This window comes from Paenibacillus jiangxiensis (assembly GCF_046098255.1).
Lineage (GTDB): Bacteria > Bacillota > Bacilli > Paenibacillales > Paenibacillaceae > Paenibacillus > Paenibacillus jiagnxiensis.
The window spans coordinates 70,601-84,219 of the sequence record NZ_JBJURI010000009.1; the positions used below are offsets into that span (position 1 = coordinate 70,601).

The following is a 13,619-nucleotide window of genomic DNA, read 5'->3' on the forward strand; positions in this document are numbered from 1 at the left end:
GACTTTCACGCTGCTTCGCGGCATCACTGGTAGATGAATATATGCTTTCTCTGGACCACATTCCCAAAAAATTTACAACTCTATAATAACTTTCAATCGCTGATTTGATATTATGGCGGTGGAGTGTGATATGATGGCCAAAATTTTGATCGTCGATGATGAGAAGGCAATCAATGACTTGATTGCTGTGAATCTGAAAATGGTAGGGCATGAGTACGTTCAATTGTACAGCGGCGAGCAAATCCCGGGGCTGTTAAATGAAACGCGGATTGATCTGGTCATTCTGGACGTGATGCTTCCGGGCAGAGATGGATTTAATCTCGTGGGAAGCTTTGTGAAACGGGGCATTCCTGTGATTTTCCTGACAGCGCGAAATGCCGTTTCAGATAAAGTGCACGGCCTGGAGATAGGGGCGGAGGATTATATCGTCAAACCGTTTGAGGCGGTGGAGCTGATCGCCCGGATTCATGTGGTGCTGCGCCGAAACCAGAAGAACACAAGTGAATTCAGTCTGGACGGGACGACAGTGGATCTGGACAAGCATATCGTCACGGTGAACGGACAGGTCGTGGAGATGACCAATAAAGAGTTTCAACTGCTCGACTTTCTCATTCAAAACAAAAATATCGCGCTTTCCCGTGAAAAGATCATCGAGCAGACCTGGGGTTTTGATTTTTATGGGGAAACGAGAACCGTGGACGTGCATATTCAGCGGCTGCGAAAAAAGCTGAACTGGGAGCACCACATCAAGACGGTGTACAAATACGGTTACAGGCTAGAGGTGTAAAGGTGAAATTTTGGCAGAAAACGTATTTGTGTGTGCTGCTGGTTTTCTTGATCGCTTTTGATATCGGGGCCTACGCCTTGCTGCAAAAAAGCTACCAATTAAACGAGCAGATGGATATGTCCAGAGGTGTAAGCGAATATGAGAGCATTGAGCAAACGTTAAGCTACATCCTGCAGGCTTTTGCCAGCAATACCGGCAGTATGGACTATGAGATCGTTATTCCCGGGATCGCCCAAAATTATTATGAAGAGGGCATCCTGACTGAGGTGTATGACGGGGATCGGCTGGTCTTTTCCAATGCCTATCAATTTGCGGGCATGCGGGAAGAGCTGCAGGGGGAACAGCGCGAAGCTGTATACAGGAAGCTCGACGGGAAACTGTGGATTTTCGTGGGCGGCAGCATGGAGTTTAACGGGCTCAAGCTGGTCATATCCAGGAGCTCCGCTTATTTGCAGGATTATTACAATACGCTGATCAGCTATTTTATTGCCTTGAGTGTGGTCATTTCCGTGGTTTTATCCGTCGTGCTCATTCTGCTGCTGTTCCGGCTGACCGTCCCGATTCGAAATCTTAACAAAGGGGTAAGGGACATCGCTGCCGGAGCTTATCAACAAAGAGTTAAGGTCAGCGGAAGCGACGAAATTGCCGAATTGGCTGGGGATTTCAACAAAATGGTGGATGCGGTGTCCACGAATATTGAAACGATTCAAAAAGCGAACGAAGACAAGGAAACCTTCATCAATAACCTGACTCATGAGCTGAAGACGCCGATTACGGCGATCAAGGGGTACAGCGAGTTTTTAAATCATGCCAACAGCACGGAGGAAGACCGCAGGATGGCGGTTGATTACATTCATGAGCATGTGGCCCGGCTGGATTTGCTGTCGGGAAAATTGATGGAGCTGCTGTATTTGAAGAACGAGGAGATTAGTTTGCAGCCTGTGGAGATTGAAGCCTTGTTTGCTTATGTGGAACAGATGGAACGGCATTACTTGGAGGCAAAACAGATCACACTGGTGAAGGAGTGCGTGGCAGAGAGGATATACGGAGATCCCATCCTCCTGCAGACACTGCTGATGAATTTGGTTGAAAACAGCATTAAGGCTTCTGACAACGGAGGGGAAATCCACCTAAAAGGCTATTCGCGGCAGCAGGGTATCCTCATTGAGGTCATGGACTATGGAAAGGGCATCCCGGACAAGGACATCGAAAAAATTACCGAAGCCTTCTATGTCGTGGACAAATCCCGTTCCAGGGCGCTGGGAGGTATCGGGCTGGGGCTGTCCATCTGCAGTCAGATTGCCCGGCTCCATCATGCTCGGCTGCACATTGAATCCAAAGAACACGAGTATACAAAGGTGTCCGTTATTTTTACAGCTTCGTTACAACTCGAACACTAGTCTATAATACGCCCCCCTCATAATGGCCTTGTAGCTACGAAATCCCAATCCTTTTATGTCGGAGGTATGAAAAAATGAAAAAAAAGCTTTACGCCACAGCACTGACGGTAGGAGCAGCAGTTACTTTAATCGCGGGAAACGGTGTATTGTCAACCTATGCGTTTGCCAATGATACGGCTCCCAGTGTAAAGGTGACCGGTCAGCATCAGCAAACAGAGTTCGAGGGCGAATTCCGTCCTGCGGTCCCTGCCGCCAAAGCTCTAGGTTTCGCGGCCGTCCCTGAGAAAACAAGCGAGGATATGAGCGAGAACAAAGCGGTGGACATTGCCAAGGAAGCGCTTGAAGAGAAATTTGATGTATCCCTGGACGGCATGAAGTCTTTCCCGATCTTCTGCACGAGAGAGGATATGGAAGGAACGTTTTATTTTGTATCCTTCACCGATGCTCAGATCGTGGAAGCTCAGCGGGCAGTACTGGCTAATAACGGAGAAATCGGATCCAGTGAAACCAGTAAGGCCAGTGAGACTGTCGATATCTTTGTTGCAGGTAAGGATGACAACGTGGATGTCTACATCGCATTTGTGAATTCCAAAACCGGCGAAGTTATTTCCCTTGAAAAAAACCCGACAGCTGAAAGTGATACAACCGCGCCAACAGTGCCGGTTGAGCCATCTAACTAATAGCACACCTAAACTAAAAAGGTCTTTATCTCTGTATATGGAACAAGTGCCCTCCCTTCTGAGGAAATGGGGGGCACCTGTTCCGATAATTGATCCACCTATGATTTTGTCAGTTTTGGGCTTTCCCCGGACACCTTTACAGTTGGTTGGATATGGGCGGGAATCGGGCAAACGTAACCCTCCATGCCGCCCCGGTTTTGCAGCTCACATTTGGCCTCCTCGATGATATCCGGATGAGCAAGTAATTCCGCTGCAGTTGCTGCCATTACTTTGGCAGCATGCAGCATACCCTTGTGGCTGGCTGTTGACTGGCCCTGCGCGACCATCTGCCATGAGTGAAACGGCGTATTGGCGGCATAGCATACTGTTTCCAGCTGAGCCGTAGGAACAACCCAGCTGACATCGGCGACATCCGTCGATCCGAGCATACGTCCCGTCACAGGCTCATAGGGCTCCAATGTCGCCGGCAGGCTGAATTCCGGGACGTCATGTTCTGGCTGCAGTGTCGATACAATCGAGCTTGCGTAACTCTGCTCTTCCTCAGTAAACTCAGGTACCCCAAGGGCATCAAAGCATTGATACATTACCTGCTCCAGTGTCACGTTCGGTATGAGGTTGGAGCAAGCCTTCTCGAAGTGAATCTGCGGCTCCGTTCCCGTCATGAGGGCAGCCCCCTTGGCGATATCGTTAATCCTCGCGTAAATATCCTCCACCTGAGGCACCTCCGGAGCACGGATCAAATACATGACCTCTGCTGTCGATTGTACGACATTGGGAGAGAATCCGCCGGTATCCGTAACGGCATAATGAAATTTCACTTCCGGAGGAACATGCTCCCTTAGATAATTGGCTCCTACGTTCATCAGCTCTACCGCATCCAGTGCGCTTCTTCCCGTATGGGGACTGGCCGCCGCATGGGAGCTTCGTCCATGGAATCGGTAGCGGATCTGAAAATTGGCCGAGGATGTCTGGGAAACGACGGCATTGCTGTAGCCCGGATGCCAGGTCAGGGCCGCATCCACACCGTCAAAAGCTCGTTCTCTTACCATAAATGTTTTACCGGAGCCGCCTTCCTCGGCTGGACATCCGTAATAGCGGATTGTTCCGGAGAGTCCGGTTTCTTCCATAAAAGTCTTCAGGGCAAGCACTGCAGCCAAAGATCCCGTTCCCAGCAAATGATGGCCGCATCCATGGCCGCTGCCTCTCTCCAAAATCGCTTCTTGAAAGGCTATACCTGCTTTCTGGCTTAAGCCGTCCAAGGCGTCGTATTCGCCGAGTATCGCAACAACCGGGCGGCCAGTCCCATAAGAGGCCTTAAATGCCGTGGGCAGCCCGCCGATGCCCCGCTCGACCACAAGCCCTTCCTGCTCCAGCTTGTCCGCCAGCAGTTTGGCTGATTCGAATTCCTCGAACTTCGTTTCGGCCAGTTCCCATATCCGATTGCTCAGCTCCGTCATGGATTGCCGGCGCAAGTCAACAAGGTCGGCAATCCGTTTCCAACCTGCCTGTATAAGCTCTCTTGAATGTTCCATATGCCGGTTAACAGATCAGTGCAAGCACGTCTGCGGTTGTGATATTTGCGCCTGTTTGCAGATATTCCATATTTTTCAACGCCATGTCGTGAGCCTGCCGGCTTGTACCTATAACGGCGTCGGATACGACGTGGAAATGGTAATCATGCTGATGGGCATCCACAGCGGTGAAGCGGACGCAGATGTCGGTCATGCCGCCGATCAGATAAAGGCGCTTAATACCAAGGCAGCGGAGCAGCAGATCAAGATCAGTCGCAAAGAAGGCGCTGTACCGGCGCTTTGTAATAATATACTCTCCTTCGATTGGCGCCGTGGATGGATGAAACTCTTCGGCTGGAGTTCCCTCCAGACAGTGAACCTTCTCTATACCGTCCAGTTCGCGTCCGAAATCGCTATGGTCGGCGCGGTGAAGCTCGCGGATTTGGATAACCGGTAAATGAAGTTCACGGAAATGTTTAATAACCTTCGGGGCGTTCAGCATACATGTGCCGCCTTCCATGATGGGAATGGCGTCGCTTTCCGTATCGTTTTGAATGTCGATAACAAGAAGCGCACTATGTTCAGGTATTTTAGCCATACAAGTCTCCTCCTTCTGGGGTACTAATTGAACAAGTCTTCCACGGAAATTACGGAGCCGGTTTGAAAATACTCAATGTTGTCAAGGGCCGCCTGTGCGACTTCGTCGCTGCTTGGCGTACCGCAGGCTTCTTTGAATACGTGAACGTGATAGTTGTACTGATGCGCGTCAACGGCTGTGTAGTGAACACAGATGTCGGTCATGCCTCCGACCAAGAATAGATGCACGGCTTTTAGTCCGCGCAGCAGAATTTCAAGATCGGTGCCGAAAAAGGCGCTGTACCGGCGCTTGTCAATCGTATATTCACCTTCGATTGGGGCGGTTGGCTCATAATAGGTTGCTTCCGGAGTGCCCTCGACGCAGTGGATGTTCTCCGCCCCGTCAAGCTCGCGTCCGAAATCGACCAGATCCTTGCGGTGAATTTCGCGAATATGGATGATCGGCACGTCATCGCGTGACCGGAAATATTCGGTGACGCGCTCCACATTTTTTAAGTAGGCCAGCCGTTTTTCCGGAATTCCACGCGGATGTTTGGCCGGATCGGAATTTTGTACGTCGATGAGGATATATACGCTATGCTCGGGAATCGTAATCATAATTACCGCCTCCAATATGGTTGGGTGCGGGCCATTCGGTGAAACAACGTCAGCCCGGCCCGCGTTTATGTTTTTGGTCTTACTGTGAAAGGAATGGTTATTTTTCGATCCTCTGTCACCACAGGAAGTCTGTGGACACGAGCTCATTTACGTCAAAAGGTTCTTTAATGACACCAATGGAATTATAGAAATTCACGACATCCTGCATCGTTTCATACAGCCATCCACCAGCGTCCATCCCCTCATGATTATCTTCCAGCGTGTACAGGTGAACAGTCGGGAACATCGTCTTTACTTCCTCGGCGCTAACCTGAAGATCGTCGGCTGTCAGCTCGGCGGCGGCATCAAGATCGCTTTCTACATACTGCGTGGCATCCTCAACTGCTTTAAGCGTGTTTTGCAGCCATTCCGGTTTTTCTTCCGCGTTCTTGGCGGACACGACTATAACGTCTAGGATCGTATTCTCCATGTCTGCGGTCGAGATGATAATGTTGCCGTTTCGGGCAGTTGTACCTTGCGACAGGTAGGGCTCGAATGTCGTTGCGGCATCGACGCTGCCTGCGACAAAAGCAGAGCCTCCCTTGCCAGGCCCCATGTCGACAAGATTGACATCTTCGACCGTAAGTCCGGCCGTTGACAGTGCCTTCGCCAGCATATAGTGCGTGACTTCCCCGTATTGGGCAGTAACGGACTTTCCTTTCAAGTCGGCAACCGTTTTAATGCTCGCATCGGCTACAATCCCGTCAGCTCCCGTAGAAGCGTTGTGCAGATAAACGATTTTCGGCAGACTGGAAATATCGGAGCCTTCTTCAATCAGGGCGTTAATCGAAATGAGGTAGGACTGAAGGGTTGTAAAAGCAATGTCGACATCCCCGGTCATAACGCTCATGAGCGGCGAAGTGTTGCCGAAGGCGCCGATCTGCAAATCCACATTATGAGCCAGATCAAATTGCTTGTCATTCACTGCGTATACCCCGATGCCCCCGATAAACGGCGCATAGGCCGTTTTTACAACGACAGGTTCTTGGGCCTCTGCAGAACTGCTGCCCCCTGTACTTGCCGTCCCGCTCGCGGAATTACTGTTTCCGCATGCGAGCAAGCTGGTCACCATCGTCACCAATAGCAGAAGGGTGGCTCCAGCTTTTATTAATCCGGGTCTGTTTTGTTTTTTCATCGTTTCTCCGCCTCCAATACAAAAATTTTATAGTTGATTATCATCCGGCAAGTTAATTCACCAGATTGCGAATCCATTTGTTGCTCCGGATCCTGATCCGGACAAGGGCGAATTTGCAAAGATCGTCAATGATGACGAAGAGAAACACAATTTCAATCCCGAGACCAAGCGTGTAGCCAGTCAGGAATGTCAGCGGGAGTGATACGCACCAAAGGGTCAAATTATCAATGATGAAGCACATCTTCGTATCTCCACCCGCTCGCAGTGTGCCCATGATGTGGATGAAATTCATGCCTTTGACGGGCATAATAGCAGCCAGATAAATAATTATGAGAATGATGTTATTGCGTACTTCGTCCGAAATTCCTTGATATAATTGGAGCATAAACGGTGCGCCCGTGACCATAAGAATGCCGGTAAGAACACCGAGTATGGCGGTATAAGACTCCATTCGCCTCGAGTAGTAGGGGGCTTTCTCCGGGCTGCCTTCACCGATCGTCTGGCCGAGAATGATCGCAGCCGCTTGTCCGGCACCGATAAAGAAGGCAATAAGCAGCTGCTCCAGCACCTTGGCAATGCCTACTGCCGCGCCTACCGTGTAGCTCATATGGTAGAAAACTACGCTGTACAAGGCGTAGCCAATGCTCCATATCGTCTCGTTCATAATGACCGGGAAGGAGGTTCTGAAAAAGACGGACAGGAACTGCTTTCTGGCTGAGAGCAAATCGTTGATCCGTGGTGCAAAGCTCCTGAATTTGCTGTACAGCACGCTCATCATGATGAGCATTTCAATCATTCTCGCAGCGACAATTGCCCAAGCTGCACCTTGAATACCGAGAGCCGGAAGGCCATAGACGCCGAAGATGAGCCCGTAGCTGAGCACTACATCGACGAAGATGGTCAGGACGGCAATGCGCAGCGGGAATCCCGGCTGTCCAATATTGCGAAAAATCATGGTGCAGGCGAGCGACATTCCTGTTGGCAAATAACTCAGGCAGACAACCTGCAGGTAATGCGCAGCCGGGAGGACCACTTCATTTTCATTAGAGAATACTTTCAGCACCTGCTGGGGAAAGCACAGCCCAATGATCGTAAACAGTCCGCTGACGGCCAGGATGAGAGAAAAGGCAAGCGCAGACGCGGTTTTAAGTTGTTCCAAGTCTCCCTTGCCGTAATATTGCGACACAAAAATGGTAGCTCCGCTGACGATCCCGACAATGATCAGGTTCAAGATGAAAAAGATTTGACCGGCCAGGGTGGTGGCGGATACCTGCAGGTCTCCGAGCTGACCTACCATCAACGAGCTGAGCGTATTCGTTATGCTCGTAAGCATACTCTGCAGCCCAATCGGCAGAGACAGCAGCAGGAAGCTCCTCAGAAAGGGCACATCCTCGCGGAAGGTTGAAATCAGATTAGGTTGCCGCATGAAGCTCGTTCCTGAAATCGCCGGAGTGCAGCAGGCTGTGAATCTTTTTCCGGATTTGAATGAACTCCTGGGTATCCTTCAAATCAAGATCACGGCGGGTAGGCAGATCAATCGGAATGTCCGCAATAATTCGTCCCGGGCGGGCGCTCATGACGTATACTCGTTGGGACAGAAAGACCGCTTCCTCGATGTCATGTGTAATGAAGATGACGGTATGCTTTTCTTTCTCCCATAGTTCGCGCAGCTGCAGCTGCATGTTTCCCTTCGTATCCGGATCAAGTGCGCCGAACGGTTCATCCATAAGCAGCACCTCGGGGCTGTTCGCAAGTGCCCTGGCGATAGCCACACGCTGTTTCATGCCTCCGGAAAGCTCCTTTGGCAGCCTGTGGCGGAAATCAGTCAAGCCGACGAGCTTCAAATACTTCTCGACAATCTGGTCGGCTTCGGCTTTTGGCATCTTTTTAACCTTCAAGCCAAAGCGTATGTTGTTCTCTACCGTCAGCCACGGAAAAAGCGTATAAGCCTGGAACACCATGCCGCGGTCCGCACCGGGTCCTGTCATAATCCGGTTATCCACCATAACGTCACCGGTGGTAGCTTCATCCAGTCCAGCAAAGATGCGGAGCAGGGTTGATTTACCGCAGCCGGAAGGACCAACCACACTAATGAATTCATTGTCTGCGATATCCATATTGATATCCTTCAACGCGAACGTTTCTGATTTTTTGGACCGGTAAATTTTGTTCAGGTTTTTGCAGGAGATTTTTGCGTTTGGCGCCTGTTGCAGCATAGAAGGTTCCCCCTTTTGCGAAATTGCTGTTTTAGATATCCTCCGCCCAATGGAAAAGGCGCTTGTTGATCAGGGCGAATATACGGTCGAACAGCAGCCCGAGCAGGCCAATCACGAATATACCGCCAAAAATGATGTAGGTTTTCATGAAGCGTTCCGCAATCATAATGTTGTAGCCAAGGCCGGAGCTGGAGGCAAGCATTTCTGCCATAATCAAATACGTCCAAGCCCAGCCCATCACCATACGCATCGTATCCATGACGTTAGGCATGATGGCGGGAATGATCACGTGCCCAATGACCTGTCCTTGTGAAGCACCGAGCGTATAAGCGGTGTTGATCAGGTCAATTTGAATGCCCTTGACAATATCCGCGATCATGGCCGTCATGGAGAAAACGGCGCCTATGACAATGATCGTGATTTTGGCGGTCTCACCGACCCCGGTCCATACCATGATCAACGGGATTAGAGCCGATACCGGCAAGTAGCGGAAAAATTCAATAAGCGGCTTCATAACGGCGTTCACAACCTTGTAGGTGCCGGAGAGAAGCCCCAGTGGCACACCGATGACGACAGAGATCAGGAATCCCATCAACACGCGGTAGCAGCTGATGCCGATGTCCTGCCAGATGCTTCCGTCCTGAATTGTTTTGAACAGGTAAGAGAAGGTTGCTTGCGGAGTCGGAAGAAAGATCGAATCAATGCCAGAGAAATTGCTTCCTACATACCACAGAACAATCAGCAATAAAAACGTAGTGGCCATAATGGAGTTGAACAGGCGCGGATGGATATCCCGGCGGATCCGAAACAGGCTTCGATGGTTCATTCAAAAATCCCCTTTCATAAGTTGTCTGCTCTACTCTCCCATTTCATAGATCTTTAAGCCCAGCTGGAGCTGAAGCAGCGCATCCGGATCGTCAAACGAGATATCCAGCATAGACTTGATTTTGTCGAGACGGTACACGACGGTATTGTAATGGGTGTACATCGCCTGAGCGGTAAGCTTAATGTTGCAGCGCGTTTGAAAATAGACCTTCAGTGTCTGGATGAGACTGGAATGATGTGCTTCGTCGTATAAAACCATGGGTTTGATGTAACGTTCCAGAAATTTATCGATGTTCGGATGCTTGGGCAGCAGGCTCAAGATGGCATATACACCGAGCTGCTCCCAGGTGATCAGCTTGACCTGTTCCTTGCTGACACAGGACGCGACATATAAGTATTCCGTGTCGATATAGCCTTTGTTCATGGACATGGGCTCGCTGGATTCACCGATGCATAAGGAGAAGGCGTCCGTACCGCATGCATCCGCAATCTGGCGGAGGAGCCGTTCGGCATCTTCCGGTGAGAGCGATATGCCGCCCTCTGAAAGCTGCGGAAGGATCGCGACGATCTTTCCGCCAATGCTGGTAAACAGGGTGTTATTTACTGTAGAGCGGTTTAACTCGGCGATCAACGCGCCATCCGGAGCTGGCGGCGAACCGGAATGAAACTTGACGATGGCTACACGGTAGCTTTTGGAGGAGAGGTTGGCGCAGCCGTAAAGCTGTCCTTTAATGTCGAGATCCTCTGGGCTGGGGATGACACCTGCCAGCCAATCCTTCAAAAAATCATCAAAGTACTTGGCTTTAACAAGCTTGTACGTGTTCTCTCCGCTTAATCTGATATTCAGCAGCAGCAGGATACGGGAAACGGTGGATAAATCGAGCTCGCTGCATACTCCATTCTTCTCGGCAAGCAATACGAGCACTGGATCTCTCTCCGTTTCCCAAAGGTTAAACACATGAAGGTTGACGCTGCCTTCCGGGGAGGTCTTCTCCGGAACCGTAATCACGCTGTGTCTAGGGGACGACTTGGAGTCAAAGCTTTGCAAGCGGCTGTGGAACGGTTGGAAATAGGCTTCATGACGGGGTGAAGCGATAAGCTGGTTGAAGGCGTCGAGAATGCAGAGCGGGTTGCCAATCATGTCCTCGACCGTTTCGATAATTTGCGGGATTTCCCGTCCGTGCAGCATCAACTCGGATACTTGTTCAAGCCGACGCTGCAGCAGCAGGACACTTCTCGTCTCCAGTGAAATGACCTTCTCCATGACCTCGCGGACTACATTGGAAAAGATTGTTGACTCCGGCAGCTCGAATAGCGGCAATTGATGTGCTTCCGCACAGTCAATGATTTGCCGGGGAATTTCCGTAATAAACCGCTTGGGCTTAATCCCAAGCGCTGCTACACCCCGCTCGACGAGCTTCGGAATAATCTCCAGAAAAGCATCCATATTGTGGTGGTGCGAATAAGCCGTTGTTACTAGGAATTCATTGGCTTGTGCCCAGTTCTGGATATCGGGAACTTCCATGATGTTGACCCGGCTGATGATATTGTCCAGTCGAGTTTCGCCCGCGAGCAGTCTCAGATTGGGCAGAGATGTCATATGAAACAGGTCTCTGCACCGGAAGGCGATGGACGTATGCTCGGGGGAGGTGCCGGTAGTTGTCATGGTTCTCGCTCTCTTTCCTTTTGGTGAATGTTTATCCCGTCGCTGGCTTGCTGCTCCGCTCTGCGGCCGCCCAGCCGCCATATTGAGTAATATCTTCTCCGTCAATCTCGGCATAGGGCTCGCATATGAAGCCTGTGATTTCGCTGCCGCTCTGTAATTTTATTTTTCCAAGTCCGAGGGGGGCAGGGACTCTGCGAATGAATTCACCCAGTTGATGCAGGGGAATCCGCCACACTTCAAGATCAATAGAGCTTCCAAGCTCGGAACGAATCAGGCCGGGCTTGGGTGGGATTGTATCCAGTCGGATGAGGCGATAGCAGGGGGCTGTTCGGTCAGGCCGAACGAAGGCGGCGCCGCATTCCAATAATTGCTTCTCCAGCGGGAAGCCCCGCATATGCAGGCCGCACACGGCCAGTTCGATGGCATCGGTCTTCATAAATTCGATGGCTGCACCTTTGAGGATGCGGTCCTGACCCCTCATGGCGAACATGGTAATGCCAAAAGGCAGTCGCTCATCCGCGTAATCGGATGGGAGAGCAATAGCACTTAAATCAAGCAGGTTGCAATGGTTGGTGTAATAGCCCATGTCGCTGTTCGTGGAAATCGGGGAGGCCGCCACCTGCTCCCGCGTATATGTTCCGCCACAGGTCGGCATCACGAGAATGGCGTCCTGCATCATCTGATCCGTCTGCTCTTTGTATTCGCGAAGCTGGTGCAGTGCCGTAAATACCGAGGCGGCATCATATCCCCGGTCAAGCGAGGAGCGGAGAATTTGCTCCGTCACCGGGAAGATCTCGCCGGGATGCGAGTTCACAAATGCTCCTAAATCGGACCAGCGTTCGGCGATCCAGGGACCGTCATACAGAATGCTGGATACTTTACTGAAAATATCGCAGTCAATATATTCGATTGGAATTCCGCATTGCTCCAAACGCTTGACCGCTTTGTCCCAGGCTGCCCGGTAACTGTCCTGATAGTCTCCGTAAAAGAAGAGAGGCTCTTTCGGCAGCAGTAGTTTTCGTGGTTTGCTTGAAGCGATAGTCGGGTAAATGTGGGAGCTGTTATCTTTGTCCTTTACTCCGCGCACGACGGAATCGACAAGATAGGCGTCCTCAAGCGCGGACGTGAATACGGTCACACAATCGAGAGTGGCGCAAGCCGGTACAACCCCCTTCGCCGGCCAGTCGCCAATCGACGCTTTGTAGCCGATGAGACTGTTCAATGCGGCAGGAACGCGTCCCGAGCCAGCCGTGTCAGTGCCGAGCGAGAAGACGGCTTGTCCACTGGCGACCGCCACCGCCGAGCCGCTGCTGGAGCCGCCGCTGATCAGTTCGGGTATCAGAGCGTTATGCGTCTCCCCGTAAGGACTTCGAGTGCCGACCAGTCCTGTGGCGAATTGGTCCAGATTTGTTTTGCCGACCGGAATGGCCCCGGCCTCGATAAGCCTTGCAACAACTTCCGCGCTTTGTTCGGGCGTATAGACGTAAGCGGGACATGCCGCTGTAGTGGGTATCCCGGCCAGATCGATATTGTCCTTAATCGCGAAAGGAACTCCCCAGAGCGGGTGATACTCCGGATCTTTGTCAATCAGACCGTCCAAATAAGGCTGAATGAATGACAGGGAAGGAGGGACGATCCAGATATTTAAATGCTGGTTCTGTTCCGCTCTTTCAATAATGGACTGAATCAGGACTTGTGGTGTTGTTTTTTTGTTCTTATACATAGTCTTCAATGTGGCAATGGTCAGCTTCTCCAACTGTGAACCCCTTTCTAATGAAATTCGCAAGCTGCGGTTTTAAAAGAATGAATCGGATTTCAGGTCATTATTTATGACACGAAAAAACTTTGGTGTTAATCTTCTTTTGTTTCTGATGGATTTTTGTTAGTTAATTTGACATCAAATTATGCTCTTAATTATTGTTCCTGTTGTCGAAAGCTGTCAATACATCACAAATAAACTGAATTATTTTTATTGTTCATTTACAGAATGAATCTGATTTACTGATCGGTTTTTGTGAAGATTTCACAAAAAAATGGGCTCGCATTTGTATTGAAGCGTTGAATATGAGTGGTAAATCAAGATTTTGGATAAGAAGTAAAGGGAGGGAGAGTTGGATTCAAGGCGGTTCAGTTGTAATTGATAAAGGATAAATAAAAATTATTTTA

The 13,619-nt window shown here is 50.4% G+C and carries 12 protein-coding genes; 3 read left to right on the forward strand and 9 right to left on the reverse strand.

Annotated elements, in window-relative coordinates:
- The first annotated feature begins 133 nt into the window (after positions 1 to 133).
- The 3 genes from ACI1P2_RS10980 (at position 134) to ACI1P2_RS10990 (ending at position 2,867) form a co-directional block, all read left to right on the forward strand.
- Positions 134 to 787 carry a response regulator transcription factor gene (locus ACI1P2_RS10980; RefSeq protein ID WP_355319640.1) on the forward strand — a complete coding sequence of 218 codons (654 nt, stop codon included), beginning with the start codon at positions 134 to 136 and terminating at the stop codon, positions 785 to 787.
- Positions 788 to 789: 2 nt separating this feature from the next.
- Positions 790 to 2,187 carry a sensor histidine kinase gene (locus tag ACI1P2_RS10985; RefSeq protein ID WP_355319642.1) on the forward strand — a complete coding sequence of 466 codons (1,398 nt, stop codon included), beginning with the start codon at positions 790 to 792 and terminating at the stop codon, positions 2,185 to 2,187.
- Between the two features lie 74 nt (positions 2,188 to 2,261).
- The gene (locus ACI1P2_RS10990) at positions 2,262 to 2,867 is read left to right on the forward strand and encodes a hypothetical protein (protein ID WP_355319644.1); all 606 of its coding nucleotides are present in this window, start codon (positions 2,262 to 2,264) and stop codon (positions 2,865 to 2,867) included.
- Between the two features lie 98 nt (positions 2,868 to 2,965).
- Here the strand turns inward: ACI1P2_RS10990 and ACI1P2_RS10995 are convergent, their stop codons facing one another.
- The 9 genes from ACI1P2_RS10995 to atzF form a co-directional block, all read right to left on the reverse strand.
- Positions 2,966 to 4,399 (reverse strand): M20 family metallopeptidase, encoded by a 1,434-nt coding sequence (locus tag ACI1P2_RS10995; RefSeq protein WP_355319646.1) that lies wholly within the window; start codon positions 4,397 to 4,399, stop codon positions 2,966 to 2,968.
- 7 nt (positions 4,400 to 4,406) lie between these two features.
- The gene (locus ACI1P2_RS11000) at positions 4,407 to 4,976 is read right to left on the reverse strand and encodes a cysteine hydrolase family protein (RefSeq protein ID WP_355319648.1); all 570 of its coding nucleotides are present in this window, start codon (positions 4,974 to 4,976) and stop codon (positions 4,407 to 4,409) included.
- Positions 4,977 to 4,999: 23 nt separating this feature from the next.
- Positions 5,000 to 5,572 carry a cysteine hydrolase family protein gene (locus tag ACI1P2_RS11005; RefSeq protein ID WP_355319650.1) on the reverse strand — a complete coding sequence of 191 codons (573 nt, stop codon included), beginning with the start codon at positions 5,570 to 5,572 and terminating at the stop codon, positions 5,000 to 5,002.
- A gap of 115 nt (positions 5,573 to 5,687) precedes the next feature.
- Positions 5,688 to 6,746 carry an ABC transporter substrate-binding protein gene (locus ACI1P2_RS11010; protein WP_355319652.1) on the reverse strand — a complete coding sequence of 353 codons (1,059 nt, stop codon included), beginning with the start codon at positions 6,744 to 6,746 and terminating at the stop codon, positions 5,688 to 5,690.
- Positions 6,747 to 6,798: 52 nt separating this feature from the next.
- The gene (locus tag ACI1P2_RS11015) at positions 6,799 to 8,172 is read right to left on the reverse strand and encodes an MATE family efflux transporter (RefSeq protein ID WP_355319654.1); all 1,374 of its coding nucleotides are present in this window, start codon (positions 8,170 to 8,172) and stop codon (positions 6,799 to 6,801) included.
- The gene (locus tag ACI1P2_RS11020; protein ID WP_355319656.1) at positions 8,159 to 8,962 is read right to left on the reverse strand and encodes an ABC transporter ATP-binding protein; all 804 of its coding nucleotides are present in this window, start codon (positions 8,960 to 8,962) and stop codon (positions 8,159 to 8,161) included. Before ACI1P2_RS11020 ends, ACI1P2_RS11015 begins: the two co-directional genes overlap by 14 nt.
- Positions 8,963 to 8,993: 31 nt before the next feature.
- Complete coding sequence (locus ACI1P2_RS11025; protein WP_355319658.1) at positions 8,994 to 9,788, reverse strand: ABC transporter permease; 795 nt, start codon at positions 9,786 to 9,788, stop codon at positions 8,994 to 8,996.
- Positions 9,789 to 9,818: 30 nt separating this feature from the next.
- Entirely contained in the window at positions 9,819 to 11,453 is a 1,635-nt protein-coding gene (locus ACI1P2_RS11030; RefSeq protein WP_355319660.1) for a PucR family transcriptional regulator, read from the reverse strand.
- Between the two features lie 31 nt (positions 11,454 to 11,484).
- Positions 11,485 to 13,209 carry an allophanate hydrolase gene (atzF, locus tag ACI1P2_RS11035; RefSeq protein ID WP_355319662.1) on the reverse strand — a complete coding sequence of 575 codons (1,725 nt, stop codon included), beginning with the start codon at positions 13,207 to 13,209 and terminating at the stop codon, positions 11,485 to 11,487.
- Between the last annotated feature and the right edge of the window lie 410 nt (positions 13,210 to 13,619).